Source organism: Paenibacillus sp. sgz302164, from assembly GCF_056120505.1.
This window is the reverse complement of sequence record NZ_JBVYOL010000007.1, coordinates 170,000-189,798: the sequence shown is the minus strand read 5'-3', so window position 1 is coordinate 189,798 and position 19,799 is coordinate 170,000. Positions and strand designations below refer to the sequence as shown.

The 19,799-nt window shown below is 42.7% G+C and carries 9 protein-coding genes; 6 read left to right on the top strand and 3 right to left on the bottom strand.

Translation table 11 applies throughout. From position 1 onward, the window contains the following. Positions 1–2: 2 nt before the first annotated feature. From AC0LWT_RS13840 to AC0LWT_RS13825, 4 genes are all read left to right on the top strand, one after another. On the top strand, positions 3–1,469 hold the full coding sequence (locus AC0LWT_RS13840) for an NAD-dependent malic enzyme (protein ID WP_474681843.1): 1,467 nt from the start codon (positions 3–5) through the stop codon (positions 1,467–1,469). Then, positions 1,466–2,308 (top strand): YitT family protein, encoded by an 843-nt coding sequence (locus tag AC0LWT_RS13835; protein ID WP_474681842.1) that lies wholly within the window; start codon positions 1,466–1,468, stop codon positions 2,306–2,308. Before AC0LWT_RS13840 ends, AC0LWT_RS13835 begins: the two co-directional genes overlap by 4 nt. A gap of 174 nt (positions 2,309–2,482) precedes the next feature. Further along, positions 2,483–3,130 carry a cupin domain-containing protein gene (locus AC0LWT_RS13830; RefSeq protein WP_474681841.1) on the top strand — a complete coding sequence of 216 codons (648 nt, stop codon included), beginning with the start codon at positions 2,483–2,485 and terminating at the stop codon, positions 3,128–3,130. Between the two features lie 22 nt (positions 3,131–3,152). Continuing rightward, the gene (locus AC0LWT_RS13825; protein WP_474681840.1) at positions 3,153–3,785 is read left to right on the top strand and encodes a cysteine hydrolase family protein; all 633 of its coding nucleotides are present in this window, start codon (positions 3,153–3,155) and stop codon (positions 3,783–3,785) included. A gap of 100 nt (positions 3,786–3,885) precedes the next feature. On the opposite strand, the gene AC0LWT_RS13820 is transcribed toward AC0LWT_RS13825, so the two are convergent. The 3 genes from AC0LWT_RS13820 to AC0LWT_RS13810 form a co-directional block, all read right to left on the bottom strand. Then, on the bottom strand, positions 3,886–5,466 hold the full coding sequence (locus AC0LWT_RS13820) for a hypothetical protein (RefSeq protein ID WP_474681839.1): 1,581 nt from the start codon (positions 5,464–5,466) through the stop codon (positions 3,886–3,888). A gap of 81 nt (positions 5,467–5,547) precedes the next feature. Further along, positions 5,548–5,850 (bottom strand): hypothetical protein, encoded by a 303-nt coding sequence (locus tag AC0LWT_RS13815; protein WP_474681838.1) that lies wholly within the window; start codon positions 5,848–5,850, stop codon positions 5,548–5,550. Positions 5,851–5,880: 30 nt separating this feature from the next. Beyond that, the gene (locus tag AC0LWT_RS13810) at positions 5,881–6,468 is read right to left on the bottom strand and encodes an HD-GYP domain-containing protein (protein WP_474681837.1); all 588 of its coding nucleotides are present in this window, start codon (positions 6,466–6,468) and stop codon (positions 5,881–5,883) included. Between the two features lie 106 nt (positions 6,469–6,574). On the opposite strand from AC0LWT_RS13810, the gene AC0LWT_RS13805 reads away from it, so the two are divergent. Next, positions 6,575–7,537, top strand: coding sequence for a tyrosine-type recombinase/integrase (locus AC0LWT_RS13805; protein WP_474681836.1), 963 nt, complete (start codon positions 6,575–6,577; stop codon positions 7,535–7,537). A gap of 384 nt (positions 7,538–7,921) precedes the next feature. Next, positions 7,922–19,798, top strand: a complete 11,877-nt coding sequence (locus AC0LWT_RS13800) for an amino acid adenylation domain-containing protein (RefSeq protein WP_474681835.1) — start codon at positions 7,922–7,924, stop codon at positions 19,796–19,798. Position 19,799: the final 1 nt, after the last annotated feature.

Sequence of the window (19,799 nt, the reverse complement as noted above, 5' to 3'; positions counted from 1 at the left end):
TGATGGCGGGAATGGCAAGAGGAAGCACAACGATTGTAATAAGGCTGGAAATGAGAAAAGAACTGGTAGCTTTCGGCCGCATTGCAATGGCTATCGGACAAGCGGGGGGCGATATCGTTGCGGTCGATGTCGCACAATCGGGCAAAGCGAAGACGATCCGGGATATTACCGTACAAGTGGGCGATGACAGCCTCACAAACGAAATTGTAAGCGCAATCAAAAATTTGGAAGGGGTACAGGTCATCCATGTTTCCGATCAAATTTTTCTCTCTCATCTGGGCGGGAAAATAGAAACGGTCCCCAAAATCGCGATCAAAAACCGCGAAGATCTTTCGCGGGTATATACCCCAGGGGTAGCGCGGGTGTGCATGGCGATCTACAACGATCCGCCCAAAGCGCACTCGCTTACGATCAAAAGAAACACGGTCGCCGTCGTTTCGGACGGATCGGCCGTGCTGGGGCTCGGGAACATCGGCCCGGAGGCCGCGATGCCCGTCATGGAAGGAAAAGCCATGCTGTTTAAGCAAATGGCGGGTGTCGATGCATTCCCGATTTGTCTCGACGCGCACAGCACCGAGGACATTATTCACATTATTAAAGCGCTCGCTCCTACGTTCGGGGGCATCAATTTGGAGGATATATCCGCTCCGCGCTGCTTCGAAATCGAACGGAGGCTGATCGACGAGCTGGATATTCCGGTGTTCCACGATGACCAGCATGGGACCGCTGTCGTCATTCTGGCGGGTCTGCTCAATGCGGCGAAGGTCGTCAAAAAGGATTTGACCCGCTGCAAAGTGGTCGTTTGCGGTATCGGTGCGGCCGGCATTGCCTGTACGAAAATGCTGCTGGCTTTGGGGGTAACCAACCTCATCGGGGTGGACCGGGAAGGTACGATTGCTCGGGGGCAGCATTACGATAATCAGGCTTGGCAGTGGTATGCCGATCATACGAATCCGCAAAATTTGAAGGGACCGCTGAGTGAAGTTATCCGAGGAGCCGATATTTTCATCGGCGTGTCGGGTCCCAAAGTGCTGAGCGCCCAAGATGTGAAACATATGGCGGCGGATCCGATCGTATTTGCGATGGCGAACCCGACGCCCGAAATTATGCCGGAGGAAGCCGCGCCGTACGTGCGTGTTATGGCAACCGGCAGATCGGATTTCCCGAACCAGATTAATAACGTGCTGTGCTTTCCCGGACTGTTCCGAGGCGTGCTCGATTGCCGCGCTTCCCGGATAACCGAAGAAATGAAGCTGGCCGCCGCGAAAGCGATTGCCTCCGTCGTTAGCGATGAAGAACTGGATGAGTCCTACATCATCCCAAGTGTGTTTAATCAAATGGTCGTGGAAAAAGTACGGGAGGCCGTCATCGACGCGGCCTATCAATCCGGGGCCGCCAGACGGAACATGATGCGGGAATCTGCGAAGGAAGACGCCGCGGTCTTATCTGCAAGCGGTGGGTATGCATGAATGAGCATATAAAGAATGGTGCGGCCATCACCCTGGGCTCCGCCATTATGGGTTTTGGCATCAACTATTTTAATACGGCGAATGGTCTGGCGGAGGGAGGCATTACCGGTGTCAGCCTGCTGCTGAAGTACATGTTCGGCTGGGAAACGGGGATTACGAATTTCCTGATGAATCTCCCGTTGTTCTTTATCGGCTGGAAGGTGCTGGGACGAAGAGCTTTTCTTTACACGGTTTTTGCCACACTGATGTTTTCTTTATTCGTATATATGTTTAAAAATATTCATTTTGCCATGCACGACCTGCTGCTGGCCTCTCTATACGCCGGCGCGACAGTCGGAGTAGGCTTAGGCATCGTCTTCCGGTACGGAGGGACCAGCGGAGGAACGGATATTATTGCCCAGATGCTGAAAAAGGTGTTCGGCTGGCCGATCGGCAGGACCGTGTTTTTGTTCGACAGTATTACGATTGTGCTCTCACTCATCTATTTGGACAGAGAACGTGCGATGTACACGATCGTCGCTGTTTTTATCGGCTCCAGAGTCATCGATTACGTGCTGGAAGGAACGCTAAAAGGCAAAGCGGCTATTATTGTGAGTCGTCGGGCGGAAGAGATTTCCGCACGAGTTCACGATGAGCTTGAGAGAGGTACGACCTTTTTGTACGGCAAGGGCGGCTACAGCTATGATGAGAAAACGATTATTTACTGCGTAGTCGGCCGCTCCGAAATTAGCAGGTTGAAGAAGCTGGTCCATACGATCGACCGGGAAGCTTTTGTCACAGTAAATGATGTGTTCGAGGTTTTCGGAGAAGGCTTTAATCCGATGCACGAAAAAGGATAGTTGGAGATTTGCGGAAGTAAGCTGACGGTTTCTGCGCGGCGGCCTTCCGCTTTTTTTTTGTTCAAAAACCGCGGTGCACTTATTTTCTTATCTCCGCTTACACCAAACAAACTGTAAATACATATAAATGCCTATAAAGTTTTTCATTGCTCATGTAAAGAGGCGAGTATAATTATGGTTTCGTATATGGATTACACATCACCGTCAGCTCAATTCGCATTTGACGTCAATACCAGTCCCTTGTTTATAAAGGATAAAAACAATTTAATTAACGTACTAGGCATCCAACAGTTAAATACATTGGAAAATGTGTCCTTGCTGGACATTTTTTTAAGCGCTAATAACGTTGTGGAACCTCACTATCACCAAAATGCAGCCGAGTTAGTCTATTGTATTTCCGGAGCTGCGACTGTATCGATGTTGAACCCCTTTACCAAACAAATTCTCAATTACTCCATTACACCGGGACAGGTTGCCAACGTTCCGCAAGGTTGGTGGCATTATGAGATAGCGACAACGGATAAAACACATCTTTTGGCCATTTTTAACGCACCGACTCCAGAGGTGATTTTAGGTTCCGATCTGCTTAAATTTACTCCTGCAAATATTATGGCACATACGTATTGTCTTGACGAAAATCAATGGAAACAAGCAATCGCCCCCGTACAGCCTACAACATATATCGGTCCATATAAAAATTGCAATAGTAAAAATGAAAATATGCCCCGTCGCTCCAATCTACAGTATCAACAACTACCATATAGTCACCATCAACAGCGCCAAAATCCATATATATCCAGGCGCAATCCATATTGGGGCTAGTTCATAAGGGAGGGAGAAGTGTATGTTGCAGTTTAAACCGCATCCCAGTCATACCGCCATTGTAATTACAGACCCGCAAAATGATTTCATGAGTCCAGGGGGAAGAGGCTATCATCTAACAAAAGATACGATTGAGCAAAACAACACGATACAAAACCTTGAACTCTTAATGAGCACTGCCTTGAATAAAGGGTATCAGCTTTTTATATCCCCCCATTATTTATACCCTCATGATTATGGCTGGCAATTTACCGGATCCGAACAAAAGATGTTATTAGGTCTTGGAATGTATCAAAAAGCAAATGAATACACACCACCGTCTGTAGGAGCTGATTTTGTTCCTTCTTTCAAACCTTACATTTTTGACAGGAGAACAATCGTTTCAACTCCGCACAAGGTTGCTAGTCCGCAAACAAATGACTTGGTATACCAGTTGCGACAACATAGAAAAGAGAAGACGGTTATTGCAGGAGTACTTTCCAACATTTGCGTAGAGTCCCATATGAGGCATTTAATCGAAAATGGGTTTGAAACCGCTGTTGTATACGATGCGACAGCAGCTACTAGTGAAAGGGATTTCCAAGCAGCCGTTACCAATTACAAGGCATTTGCCGCCGCTACTTGGACAACACGGGAAGCTATTTCCCATTTATAAGAGACATTACATGCAGGTGCAGTTACGTGTCATGAATGACAATAATACAAAAGGATCGCTTTCTCGGCTTATTGTGATGTTTCCACACTTCGGCCAAGCTCTAAAGCTTGGCTTTTGTGATTTCATCTTGTAAAGCCGGTAGACGACGATGCTCTTCTCTCACTTCTTGCAAATAGAGCGTCCATTCCTCTGTCTGATTTAGCAGAAGATAAATGGATTTCAATTCAGTTAACCACGCCGCGGCATGTTGATAGCTGGAGCGGCTTTTCTCGGCAATTCTCTTCTCGGCAAATTGGCGAAGTACCGGAAGAAGCCTTATCGGATCATGCTTTTTGACCGCTTCGAACAACCGCCGTACAGAATCGCTCAGCCTATCGGATGTATCCAGGCGCCTTTCTTGATAAACCGACCAGGCTCGGTCCAGCTCACCAATGTGCAGATGCATATCAATTAACAGAGTTTCGAATCCACGACGTTTCAGGCTAGCAACATGAGCCATCCATTTTTTCGCCTGACGGTCTCTTTCTTCCGGGGGAGTTTCGTTCAAACAGACCTGGAATAGCTCCAGTGATGGCAGTGTTTCGAACCAATGGACACGGCACGAAATCGCTTCCGCTTGGCGTTCGACCTGTTCATATATCGCGACCAGCCATTCAAAATAGTGATTTACTTGCTGTTCGGATACGTAGTGGAATCGAATCGCGCGGAAAGGTTCGGACGATTGCCTCTGAAGCTGCTCTTGCATTTGGCCGGTGATGAATTGAAGTCGAGTGATCGCTTCATCCAAGCGATGAAAACGTTCGTAATAACGGACAAAACAGGCGGAAGTGTCCGCATCGAATGCGTTGAGCATGGCTTCCGCGCGTTCCGCCTCTGCTTCGCGGTCTGATTCGAGGCTGATCTGAACCCACCAACGGATCACCTCCGGTTCGATTGCCTCCGCAGCAGCGGTATCACGAAACAAATTCGGCTCGAAACGGGTAACATAGTTCTTTAACCGCTCATAATGCTCACCGCCAAATAAGCAGTAACCGAGCGTTTGTCTCCATGCCGCCCAATCCTCTTCTTCCTCGCAAAGTCCGACTATCCAGTCGATCAATTCTAGGAAAAACGCGCTTTTGTTGCTGATGGGGGCAGACGAATCCCGAATAATCTTGATGAGTTCTTCCGATTTGGGCCAAAAAGACACACATTCATCCTGCAAATCCTCGCCGCCCATGTCTTCATCTCCATTTTCTTGTGCCCAATCATCCAAACGCTGCAGGGTAAGCAGCATCCCAACGGAAGCATCGATCCATTCGCCGTCGGCAGCCATTTCCAGCAGCTCCGCAAACCAGCGCTCAAGCTGTTCCAGACCGGCGGTATAATCCCAGCGTCCTTCATCAGAATAATCATGATAGCCTCGATAACTGCGTTCATAACGATCTTCAAACAAAGCAGCACATTGATTGAACTCATCTTGAATGATCGGTTCAAAATGCTTTTGTGCTTTAAACCAGTCATCAGGCGTCCATTCAATCGACTTCGCCAGACGGGCCTCTCGCTCCTTCACTTTCCATACTCGATGAAGAGCGGATCGGACATGCTCATTTTGTTCCGCTAGACGCAGTACCGTATGCTGCAATTCAGTCCATGTCATTTCTTTCACCATGCTTGTTATGTGATCCAGGATATTGGTCAAGTTCATCACCTTTCGTTCATCGTCTGTTTTCTCAAGTCTAGCAGCTAGCGTCAAGGAAATGAAGAGTTCTTTTAGTGGCGATCAAAAGCACGATAAGCAAACTACAATTGCAGGGCCTTCGTGGTCAATGCCAACATCGAATACGCCATCGACGACTGGGAGATGAGCAAGTGATTCCCCGTCTTCGTTACACCGTCTTTTTTCATTGTAGCAGGGAAGGGGAATGTAGAAAATGGCAAAGTTTTGTGCTGTCTTGCGCAGCCGTTCTATATATTGTTCCGTAAGCTGCGTTCCTTCGCCCAACATCATGGTGCCGTTTTGGTTCAATACTGGCTTGGCCAATGTTTGTCCGGGGCGAAGTGATTGTACGGTCATTGCAATCATAGTAGATCCTTTCCTTCCTCTCGGGAATGATTATGGACACACGGTTGCTTGTTCGATCGACAATTGTGGAATTTCGAGAAATACGTCTACATAAGCCCCGTCGAAATGACGGCCGCTCTGTTTGCACAGCTCTTCCCTTGCTTGCTCAGGTGTTTTGACCCGATTGTAAGGTCTGGGCTGAACCATGGCGTCATAAGCGTCGATAATGGCGCACATGCGCGCCCACGGCGATATTTCCGCGCCGCGAAGCCCGTCGGGATAACCTTGTCCGTCCCAACGCTCATGATGGGAACGTACGGTATCCAGCATCTCTTTGTTTTTCCAGCCGAGTCTGTGTCGAAGAAGCTGTACTCCCAGCTTGGGATGCTCGCGCATCAGCGCCTTTTCCGTTTCATCAAGCGGCTCACGCCTGAGCAGCAGCTCCTTGGGCAGAAACAGCTTGCCGATATCGTGAAAGCTGCAGGCCGCAGAGAACATCTCTATTTCTTGATCCGACATTTTGACAACCTTCGCCATTGCTTTGGCCAGCATGCCGACACGAACACAATGCGCGAACGTGTCGGGATCCTGCCTTAATACCAATGCCAGCAGATCCATCCGAATTCGATTTGCCATCATTTTTGACCACTCCTGTTTCTGTGTGCACATAAGTATTTCAGCTCTGTCGTGCAAGTCGAACAATAGTGATTGTTCGAATGCCAGTAGAAAGGAGACCGAAAAAAATATGCAGGCGCGAACTCACAACCAACCTGTATCCATTGATATTTCAGGCATGAACGACGAACAAGTGATTCAAAGCTTTCTTGCCGGTTACCACCGTCCCAACACGATCCGCAATTATGGTCGTGCACTCAGTTGTTTCCGGTCATTCATCGGAGTCAAGCCTTTCAGCGAGGTTACTTGGCATGATTTGGAGCAATACAAGACCGCACTCATGAAGGGCACGATCGCGAGCAAGCCGCTGACCGCATCCGCCGTAGCAAGTCTGATCTCGCCGCTCCGTTCCTTCTACAAATGGGGAAGCAACGCCAATATTGCATTATTCAGGCACGATCCTTCGCTCTCCATCCGTCTTCCGAAAATTCAGGTAACCAGCGGTAATCATTTTCTTAACCAACGGGAACTGATGAACCTGCTGGCGCATTTGAGCCAAAAAAATATGCGGGAATGGATGATGGTGCTTTATATGGTCATTTTGGGGCTGCGGGTTTCGGAGCTTGTGCAAATGAGGTGGAGCGATTTTCATACTGATTTCGAAGAGAGCAGTGCGTGGTTGACCGTAACGAACGGAAAGGGAGGAAAAACCAGACAAATAAAAATGCCTGAGGCGCTATGGAAGCTGCATAACGACCCGGCAATCCGGGAGAAAATACAAGCGGAAGGTTCAGCTTCGGACGAAAACAGCCGCATCTTTCCCATTACGATTCGCCAGGTGGAGCGGATCGTCAAGCGGGCTTGCAAGGAAAGCGGTATTACCAAGCAAGTGACGCCACATTGGCTTCGCCACACGAACGCAACTCTGGCATTGCTGGGCGGCGCATCGCTTCAGCAGGTGCAATACACGCTCGGCCATGTGCAAATTAACACAACGCAGCGTTATTTGCATACGGTTGAACTGATGAAAAAAAGCGCTCCCGATTTTGTTGCCGAAAGTATGCGAAATATGATGAAAAATGCCTTGTTATGAATAGCAATCTGCTTTATAATTGGTAACAATATAGGTACAGCGTCTGATGAATGTCGAACAATCACTATTGTTCGACATTTTATTATGTCCTATTCAACTCTTATTATGCATCTTTCCGGAGGCTTTTTCGAAAAAAAATAAATAATTTCCGCTGTTCAGCAAAACAAATTTCAATGAATGAAACCGCGTTGACTGATGAAATTCGGTATAAATAACATCAAGTTTATTTTCATGTAACACTTATAAAACATTCTAGGCGACCTCTTTAAAATGGTAGCCTGTTTTTCATTTTACAATTAAATCATTGTCATACATATATTTCTATGGTAAAATTTTACTTAAAATTACAGAAAAAGCATATAGAGATAGAGTTGGAGGAGAGATATGTATACGAAGCAATTTCAAACGTTAGTAGATGCCATACGAGACAGAACTAAAATAACTGACCGTGGCATTCTTTTTATTGATGCTGATAAAATAGAAACTTTTATATCGTACAGTCAATTATTTGATGAAGCTCGAGGATATTTAGGCTATTTACAAGAAATAGGAATGAAACCAAAGCAAGAGATTATTTTTCAAATACAAGAAAACAAACGATTTTTAGTAGCATTTTGGGCTTGTATACTTGGTGGAATGATACCCGTGCCAGTAAGCGTTGGTGAAGATGAAGAACAGAACTTGAAAGTATGCCGTATTTGGGATTTGCTAAACAACCCATTCATGATTGCATCTGAGAAGGTACTGGATAAAATGAAAAAATTCGCTTTAGAACATGAATTATTGGATTTTCATCATCAATTAGAAGCTAGAACGGATATTATACAAGATAAAGTATATGATTATACATCTGTAAAATGTTATGAACCTAAGCCGGAAGAGTTGGCATTTATTCAATTCTCTTCCGGATCAACAGGTGATCCCAAAGGCGTTATGCTCACGCATCGAAACTTAATTTACAATAATTGTGCTGCTATTAATGATGCAAAAATCAGTTCAAGTGATTCTTTCCTCTCCTGGATGCCGCTTACCCATGATATGGGGTTAATTGGATTCCACCTCGTGCCGCTTGTGACAGGTATAAATCAGTACTTGATGCCAACCGAATTATTTATTCGAAAACCCGTTCTATGGATGAAAAAAGTAAATGAACACAAAGCAACCGTACTATCCTCTCCTAACTTTGGCTATAAGTATTTCTTGAATTTCTTTCGTGAAGAAAAGGCAGCGGAATGGGACTTGTCATGTGTCAGAATCATTTATAATGGTGCCGAACCTATATTACCCGAAGTATGCCATGAGTTTTTAAACGTATTGTCAAAGTATCACTTGAGGAACACGGCAATGTTTACTGTATATGGATTAGCTGAGGCCTCTGTTGCAGCTGCTTTTCCAAACGTAGAAGAAGAATTTACTGCTGTGCATGTACACCGGGATCATCTGAACTTCGGAGAGCATGTGATTGAATTAGACAAAGATGCTGAGCATGCAGCATCGTTTGTTTCAGTTGGAAAGGCTGTTGATTATTGCCAGCTTAGAATCTGTGACCAGGAAGATACAGTTGTCCCCGATTATGTTATTGGAAAAATTCAAATCAAGGGGGATAACGTTACCCAAGGTTATTATAATAATCCGCAAGCAACAAAGACATTGTTATCTCCAGATGGTTGGGTGAATACAGGGGATCTGGGTTTCATCATGAATGGGAATCTTGTCGTAACCGGGCGGGAAAAAGATATTATTTTCATCAATGGTAAAAATGTATACCCCCATGATATTGAGCGCGTAGCGATTCAATTGGATGGTATCGACTTAGGAAGAGTTGCAGCTTGCGGTGTTTATGATTCTACGAGCAAAGGTGAAGAAATTGTTGTATTTGTGGTTTATAAAAAAACGATCGAACAATTTCTACCCCTTATTAAAGAAATCAAAAAACACTTGTATATACACGGAGGATGGAGCGTCAAAGATGTCTTGCCCATTAAAAAACTACCAAAAACAACGAGTGGGAAAATACAGCGATATCAGTTAGCTAAGCAATATGAAGCAGGTAAATTCTTAACAGAGTCCTCATTCATCCATGAATGGAACATGAAGGATCAAACAAAAGAAACGGCTCCTGTGTCTGTTCATGTTTTAGAAACTGAATTAATTTCACTATTTTCTGAAGTGTTGGCAGGGAAGAAGATTGGTATTGGGGATAGTTATTTTGATATGGGCGCAACTTCATTGCAACTGGCTCAAATCGCTGAACGTATAGAACAAAAATATGGAGAAGAGCTTGCTATTACTGACCTCTTTACATATCCGTCTATATCCGAATTGGCAAAATATCTTGCTAAAAACGATGACGAAACTATGCAAGTCAACAAAATCATTGAAGATCATCCATCATCAAAAGATATTGCTATTATTGGCATGTCTCTAAATGTCCCGGGAGCATCGAATACGCATGAATTTTGGAATATTTTAGAGAATGGTATGCATTGTATTCATAATTATCCTGAAAAACGGGTAAAAGACGCAACGGATTATTTACAATCCATTCGAAGTGAAATGAATGAAAGTCAGTTTATTAAGGGCGGTTATTTGGATCAAATTGATCAATTCGATTATTCGTTCTTTGGTTTAACGCCGAAAACAGCACAATTTATGGACCCGAATCAAAGAATGTTCTTACAAACGGCATGGCATACGATTGAAGACGCAGGATATGCAGGTGAAGGAATCAATGGAAGAAATGTAGGCGTGTATGTGGGTTACTCTAAAGTGGGATATGATTATGAACGGCTCGTGACGGCCAGTTATCCCGAGGAACTTAAAAATTATATTATTGGAAATTTACCATCCGTACTGGCGAGTAGAATCGCCTATTTTTTGAATTTAAAAGGCCCTGCGATTACGATTGATACCGCTTGTTCTTCCTCACTTGTTGCTGTTCATATGGCGTGTAAAGGATTGCTCGCTGGAGATTGTGAAATGGCAATAGCAGGCGGCGTTCGAACGGCATTATTACCTATGAGTATTGGATTGGATATGGAATCTCCAGACGGATTAACAAGAACGTTTAGCGAAAATTCCAACGGTACTGGATTTGGCGAGGGTGTCGGAGCTGTACTATTGAAACCATTGCAGCAAGCCATTAACGATGGGGATTATATCTATGGTGTGATTAAAGGAAGTGCGATTAATCAAGATGGCAAAACGGTGGGAATTACTGCACCTAATCCTGAGTCACAGACGAATGTGATCGAACAAGCGTGGAAGGAAGCTGGAATTTCTCCAGATACGCTTAGTTTTATTGAAGCACATGGAACAGGGACTAAATTAGGTGATCCCGTTGAGTTTAATGGTCTGTGTAAAGCTTTTGAGAAATATACGAATCGGAAACAATTTTGTGCTATCGGATCTGTAAAAACAAACATCGGGCATTTATTTGAAGCAGCGGGCATAGCCGGGTTAATAAAATCTATACTCATGTTTCAAAATAAGAAAATTCCGCCATTGGTTCATTTTGATAGGCCTAATCCATTGGTTAAATTTGAAGCTTCACCTTTTTATGTGAATCAAAAGTCAATGGCTTTTGGTGAGGAAGGTAAGCCCCTGCGATGCGGGGTTAGTTCTTTCGGTTTCAGCGGTACAAATGCGCATGTTGTACTCGAAGAATTTGTGCCTTTGAAAACAGAACATAAAATTAAGGTTCAAGAGCCTAATCTATTTGTTCTGTCTGCAGCGAATGAACGGGCACTTGATGAACTGGTGAGAAGTTATCAGCAATATACAACTGATCACAGTGATGTTTCCATTCAACAAATTTGTTATACAGCGAGTACGGGAAGAGCTAGTTTAGATTATCGTTTGGCCATCATTATAACCAGTACACAAGAACTAAATGAAAAATTAAAACGAATCGTACGAGGAGAGCGTAATCTGACAGATGTTTATTTTGGCTATGGAAAAAAAGATAAAAAGTTTATTTCCGATAGTCTATATAAACAGGCAAAAGCAGAATCGTTGAAGCAATTAGTTGAGTTATTTACACAGGGGGCAGTGATCGATTGGGAGAAATTTTATGGCCATGAAGTCATTCGAAAAATTCCATTGCCGTTATATCCATTTGAACAGAGGAGGTGTTGGGTTGAAGTGAAACATCCGATACCAACGGGATACATTTCAGAGAGGAATGAGGTCCAAATGGAGATGAATACAAAGGATATTGAATTGAAAATTAAAACAAGTATAAGTCGTGCTTCTGGAATTAAGTTGGATGAATTAGATGTTCATGCTCATTTTCTCCAAATGGGATTGGATTCCATTATTCTCATGCAAATCAAGAAAGAAATATTAGAAATGTTCAGTTTGGATATTCCCATGGAAATGTTTTTCGAAACTCTTACCAACATTAAGTACTTAGTTAAATATGTGTCTGAGCATATAAATGATAAAAATGTTGAGGAACACACTGAAAATCATGCAGTCGTGAACAATACGGTTGCGGTACAATCATCCGCGAATGTTTCGGAGCAAATTGTGATTTCTGCCATTCATCTGATGGAATCACAATTAAAAAGTTTGAATCTATTGTTAGGCGGCCAAATCAATGCTGTTCAAGTCAAAGAAACCGCTGAAATGAACGAAATGAACGAAATGAAAGATATGAAAAATATGAAAGATATGAAAGATATGAAGGAAATCAAACAAGTTACGGAATCGCAGGAAGCGAAACCATTCATACCTTATCAAGTATTAAAAGTTCATGAAGAGAGCGGGTTTTCACATCCCCAGAAGCAGTATGTCGAACAATTTATTTCCAAGTATACCGCAAAAACAAAAGGCTCTAAGTTAAAAACAGGTCAAACTCGTTTTGCCCATGCGAATAATCGCAATGTATCCGGATTTCGTTCTTATTGGAAAGAAATGGTGTATCCGATTATTTCTATACGTGCGGACGGTTCAAAGATATGGGATATGGATGGGAATGAGTATTTGGATCTGACCATGGGATTTGGTGTAAATCTATTCGGTCATAATCCTTCTTTTATCCAAAATGTAATTGCGGACAGTATTCAAGACCAATTGCCTCCATTAGGTCCCATGTCAGACTTGGCAGGAGACGTCGCAGAAAAAATTTGCGAGTTGACAGGTGTAGAGCGTGTCGCATTTTATAATTCAGGTACAGAGGCAGTCATGGTTGCGCTGCGTTTAGCGAGAGCGGCAACGGGGCGTTCTAAAGTCGTATTGTTTTCAGGATCATATCACGGTACGCATGACGGTGTGCTGGGTGTGGCGAATCCGGAGAATGTTGTATCTTCTGCACTTCCAATGGCTCCCGGTATTGCAAAAAGCTTTATGAATGATTTGATTATTCTTAATTATAACCATCCACAAACACTGGATATCATTCAAAGTCTCGGTGATGAACTGGCTGCTGTACTTGTAGAACCGGTGCAAAGCCGAAGACCTGATGTGCAGCCAAGGCAATTTTTACAGCAGCTTAGAGAGATTACAAAACGATTTGGAGCAGCACTTATTTTCGATGAGGTCATCACTGGGTTTAGAATTGGTTTGGGTGGAGCACAAGAATGGTTTGGCGTTCAAGCAGATCTGATTACTTATGGAAAAGTTATAGGTGGCGGAATGCCTATTGGAATCGTTGCAGGCAAAGCCGAATTTATGAACGCTGTGGATGGAGGAACTTGGAATTTCGGCGATCAGTCCTATCCTGCAGCTGCGGACAAGAAAACTTTTGTCGGTGGAACATTTTGTACACACCCGCTTACGATGAGAGTATCGTTAACGGTGCTGCAGTATCTTCAATCCGAAGGAGGGAAATTATATAAGGACCTAAATGAAAAAACGGATTATCTTGTAAAAGAGTTAAATGAGTTTTTTAAAAAATCCAATGTACCTATACAAATGGTAAACTATGGATCGCTTTTTAGATTTATTTCATTTGGGGATCTGGAGCTGTTTTTCTATCATTTAATTTATAAAGGTTTATATATTTGGGAAGGTCGCAACTGTTTTATATCTACCATGCATACGATGGATGACATGAATACCATCATTAAGTTTGTGAAAGAAACGATCTATGAACTTCGCGAGCTTGGATTTATACCTGGTGACTCGCCTATTCCGGAATATCAACTTTCTTTAGAGCAAAAGCATCTTTTATTGACTTCACTACATGGGGAAAATGCGAATGCGGCATTAAATCAAAGTGTTATTTTAAAGATGACAGGGAATGTAGAACCTTCAACACTGAATCAGGCAGTGAATCGGATAGCACATCGTCATGATGCTTTGAGAACGGTGATTCATGCAGATCGTGAAACACAACAAGTTAGACCCGTAATTGAATTTCAGTGCGCATGTATGGATTTCTCACAGTATGTCCACGAGATCCAAAAATTGGAAATTTCCAATTGGTTATCTAACGATGCGAGTAAAGCATTTGATTTACAGTCCGGGGAGCCTCTATTTAGAATCAGTTTGCTTAAACAGGCAGCGAATCAATATCTTATGGTACTTACATTTCATCACATTATTGCAGACGGTTGGTCGATTGCTGTATTCATTCAAGAGTTGGAACAAACCTATTCTGCTCTTATTCGAGGGGTTCCAGTTCTATTACCTGAAGCCACTTCATTCCGTGAATATTTAACATGGCAGCAGCTTGAACATGAAAAAGGTACATTTACACAAGGGATTCAGTTTTGGAAAGAGCAATTTTCCTTATCATTCCCCAAATTAATTTTACCAACGATGCAGTTCCAGGATGTTCAAAAAGGTTATTCAGGGGAAAGACATTCGATGAAGTTGGATCGTCAATTAACCGAATCACTGAGAACTTTAAGTATAAATAATAAGAGCAGCTTGTTTGTAACCATGTTCGCCGCGTTTCATTTATATTTGCATCGACTAACAGGTCAGTCTCAACTTGTGATTGGCGTTCCTACGGCGGGTCAGTCCCATATGAATACAAATGTGCTTATTGGCAATTGCGTCAATATTGTACCTGTTCACAATACCGTGCAAACGGATCAGTCCATTTTAGACAATATCCTTTATATCAAGGAAACGTTAGCTCGCGTAATGAAACATCAGCATGTTCCGTTGACGATCGTATCCGAACAACTTCCCAATATGCCGGCGCCGGATACCCGCATTTTATTTAATATGGATAGAACGATTCATCGTCTTCAATTTGAACATATAGAGACCGAATTTATGTCGTATCCCATTAAACGTGTTCCTTATGATTTATTTCTTAATATTACGGATGTCAGCTATGAATTGATCCTGGATTTTGATTATAATACCGATCTCATTGGACATGAGATGATGAAAATGTGGTCTGAAGGATTTATTGGCTTGCTGCAAAATATGGCGAATCATCCACAGGCTGAAATTTCGTCTTTAACGTTATTTTCACCTGAACAACAAGATCAATTAAATGAAATGTACAACCGTTTTGCATATGAGCGCGTTCTTAGCGCCAATCAAGCAGCCGTGTTTGAAAATCCGGCCAATGATACGGAGAGAAAGCTGGCGCTGATCTGGGAGGAACTATTATCCGTGGATCAAGTGGGGAGAAATGATCATTTTTTTGATCTCGGAGGGAACTCGCTCAAGGTGACGGTGATGCTTTCAAAGGTACAAGAGCAGTTCCATCACAAAATTTCGATTGTACAATTTTTTAAGAATCAACATCTTAAGGAACTTGCCAGTCTGATTACGGGCGAGAAAGAAGAAACTTTTATGCCTATTAAGGCATTGGAAGTAAAAGAATTCTATGAAACATCCTCAGCCCAACAGCGGATCTATTTTCTGGATCAATTTGAGCCGAATAGCCTATTTCAAAACATGTGCGGGCACATCACGGTCACAGGAAATATAGATGAACATAAATTGATTTCATCATTGGAACAAATGGTGCAACGTCACGAAGTATTTCGCACAAGTTTTCATCTTGTTGACGGAGAACTTTACCAAAATATTGCCCCATCGGTTGATTTTGAAGTGAAAAGGTCTCAAAAAAGTCCTAGTCAATTTGAACAAGATGTGAAGGAGTTTGCAAGACCATTTGATTTGTCAAAGGCTCCATTAATACGTGCCGAATTCATTCGAGTAAACCATGATCATGCAGAAATACTCATCGATATGCATCATATTATTTCGGACGGGTATTCCGTTGGTATTCTCGCTAATGAACTCATCGATGATTATGACGGAAGAAGCATGCCTGAAATTGAAGTTGAATACAAAGACTTTGCAGCTTGGCAGAAACAATTTTTGGCGGGAGAGTCTTATAAGCAGCAAGAAACATATTGGCTGGATCAATTTAAAGGGGAGATTCCGAACCTTAATTTGCCTACTGATTTTGTTCGAACACCTTCTTTAACTTCGGCAGGGTCAAGATTGTCATTCGTTTTGGATCCATATTTGAAGAATTCGCTGGATAAGCTTGCCAAACAAACGGGAACCACTTTATTTATGGTTTTATTGGCAGCTTATAATGTGATGCTTCATCATTATTCGGCTCAAGAAGATATTATTGTAGGTACGCCAACTTCAGGAAGAAACCATCCTGATGTCGAAAAAATGATAGGTGTCTTTATTCAGACGGTAGCCATTCGATCACAGCCGGCGGGGAATAAATCGTTTCGATGCTATCTCGAAGAAATAAAAAAACTATCCCTGGATGCATTGGATAACCAAGACTATCTGTTTGACAACCTTGTAGAGAAGTTAAATACGCATCGTGATACAACCGGGACAGCGATCTTCAATACGATGTATATCTTTTTAAATACAGAGTTGAATCAAAGGCAAGAAAATGATTGCAAGTTTAAAGTTAGAGAATTAAATGTCGGTATATCGTTGTATGATTTAATGTTCATCGTTGAAGATGACAGAGAGTGCCTTGAAATGCACTTTAATTATAAGACGGAACTATTTGAACGGGACACCATTGACAGGATGAAAACGCATTTTATCAACATCCTCAGAGACATTGTGATCGAACCGAATGTTGTCTTGTCAGACATTCAAATGGTGTCTGAAAGTGAGCAAAACTATCTTTTAAATGAATGTAACGATACAAAGATAGATTATTCGCGGGATAAGACAATCCAGGAATTATTCGAAGCGCAGGCGGAGCGGACCCCCGATCAATTGGCCGTTGTATTTGGAGATCAGCAATTGACGTACCGTCAACTGAACGAACGTGCGAATCGGTTGGCGCGTACGCTAAGAGCGGAGGGAGTATATGCGGACCAATTAGTAGGCATCATGACAGAGCGTTCTATTGACATGATGGTTGGCATCTTTGGAATTTTAAAAGCGGGAGGGGCGTATGTGCCGATCGATCCGGATTCTCCGGAAGAGCGTATCCGGTATATTTTACATGATTCGGGAGCAACGTTGTTAGTCACGCAAAGGCATCTTAAGCAGTCTGTATCTTTCAATGGCAAAGTTATTGATTTGAACGACAAAGAAGCCTATGCAGATCATATGTCGAATTTGGAGTCCGCAGGAGATTCCAAGCAGTTGGCTTATGTGATCTATACTTCAGGTACAACAGGCAAGCCGAAAGGCGTGATGATTGAACACCGTCAGGTTCATCACTTGGTTAAAGCGTTGTATAGCCAGGTTATTGATGATCAGCATAAAAATTTGCATATCGCTTTACTGGCGCCTTACTATTTCGATGCATCTGTCAAGCAAATTTTCGGCGCACTGCTATTAGGCCATACCTTATATATCGTGGACAAGGAAACGATACTGGATGGACAAGATTTAATGAATTACTATCAACACAATCAAATTGATTTAACAGACGGTACGCCTGCGCACTTGAAATTACTTTTAAAAGCAAAAAACGTTCAAAGGATATCGTTAACATACATGCTGATTGGCGGGGAGGCTCTTCCTCAGCAAAGTGTAGCTGAAATAACATCATTATTTTCGCTCAACCAAATAGCGCCGCCAACCATTATCAATGTATACGGCCCGACAGAATGTTGCGTGGATGTTGCTGTGTTCAGTGTGATTCCAGAGCAGCTTGATTCGGAGAATAGCCGGGCTTACGTGCCGATTGGCCGAACATTAGGAAATAACCGTCTGTATATTTTGAATAGACATGAAAAAGTACAGCCTGTGGGAGTCGTAGGAGAATTGTGTATTTCCGGCGATGGGGTAGGCAGAGGGTACTTGAATTTACCTGAGCTGACAGCGGAGAAATTTGTAAGTGATCCGTTTGTCCAGGGAGCAAAAATGTATAAGACGGGAGATTTGGTAAAATGGCTTCCGGATGGCAACATCGAGTATTTGGGACGAATGGATCATCAAATAAAAATTCGCGGATACCGGATCGAAGTAGGGGAAATCGAAGCAGCACTGTTGCATATAGAGTGTGTGAAAGAGGTCATCGTCATTGCACATGAGGATGTGAACGGGGACAAATCTTTATGTGCATACTTCACAGCGGATTACACGCTGACGGTTAAAGAGTTGAAAGAAAAACTGTCAAATGTTTTACCGAATTACATGGTTCCATCCTACTTTATACAATTGGATCACATGCCTCTGACATCGAACGGAAAAATGAATCGCAGATTGCTTCCGGTTCCAGAAGAAAACATACAAACGGGAAGCGAATATGTAGAGCCCCGTACGATGGTGGAAAAACAGATGCTGGCCATTTGGCAAGACGTGCTTGCCGTAAAAAAAATCAGCGTAAAAGATATTTTCTTTGATGTAGGAGGCAACTCTTTACGAGCGACAAAGCTGGTGTCCAAAATCAATCGAAAAATGAATGTCACTATATCTGTAAGAAACGTCTTTGAATGGCTCACGATCGAACAGATGGCTCAGTCCATTGACCATATGGAGCGGAATGTATTAGCATCCATCCCCAAAGCTGAGGAGAAAGAATACTACCCTATTTCTTCGGCGCAAATGAGAATGTACATTATGAGCATCAAAGGCGGCAAAGAACTCGTTTACAACATGTCAGGCTTCTTTATGATCGAAGGATCGCTTGATCGTATGAGATTAGAAGAAGCGTTCCAACAATTAATTCGTCGTCATGAGTCTCTTCGGACGGCATTTAAAATCATACACGGAGAGCCTAAACAAATTATACATCCTGAAGTGAATTTTGGAATTGAATGGATAGAGTCAACGGAAGAAGATATCGAAAACCAAATTCAACAGTTTGTTCGCGCATTCGATCTCGGCCAAGCGCCTCTTATGAGAACGGGGCTTATTGAACTTGAGCAGGAGCGTCATGTATTGCTTGTAGATATGCACCATATCATTTCAGATGGGTTATCCGTCAACATTCTAATGACTGAGCTTAGCCAGTTGTATAAGGGAGCCGAGCTTTCACCTCTTCGAATTCAATACAAGGATTATGCTGAATGGCAGCAGGTTCAACTTCAAAGTGACCGGATGAAAAAGCAGGAGAAGTACTGGCTTGATGTCTTTAGTGAAAAGATCCCTTTATTGGATATGCCAACAGACTATGAGAGACCTGAATCCCTAAGCTATGAGGGAGATGTATTCGAAATTGCTATGGAGGAAGAAATTTTTGCAGGCTTAAGAAAAATGGAAGCTCTGACAGGAACGACGCTGTATATGATTGTATTGGCAGCCTATACCATTCTTTTGTCCAAATACAGCGGACAAGAAGATATCATCGTTGGAACGCCGATTGCCGGAAGGACCCATGCAGAATTGGAACCGGTTATGGGGATGTTTGTGAATACACTTGCTGTTAGAAATTATCCTAGGGGAGAACAAACATTTACGGAGTACTTGCTTGAAGTTAAAGAAAATATGTTAAACGCCTATGAAAATCAAGATTATCCTTTTGAGGAATTGATCGAGAGAGTCCAAATAATCAAAGATGCCCGGCGCAATCCGTTGTTTGACACGATGTTCGTATTGCAAAATACCGATGCAGCGGAGTTTCAAATGGATGGTGCAACATGTAAACCTTATGCTCAAAATAATAGGGTATCCAAATTTGATTTAACATTATATACAACCGTTTCTGATCATAAACTGGAAGCCGCTTTTGAATATAGTACAACCTTATTTGAGAAAACAACGATTGAAGCGATGTCAAGAAATTTGTTGTTACTTTTAACATCCATTTGTCAAAACCCTCATATCGAAATTAACAAAATCAAGCTGGTTGAAGAATTAATGAATCGGGATACGCTAACAGATTTAATTGAAGTGGATTTTTAAT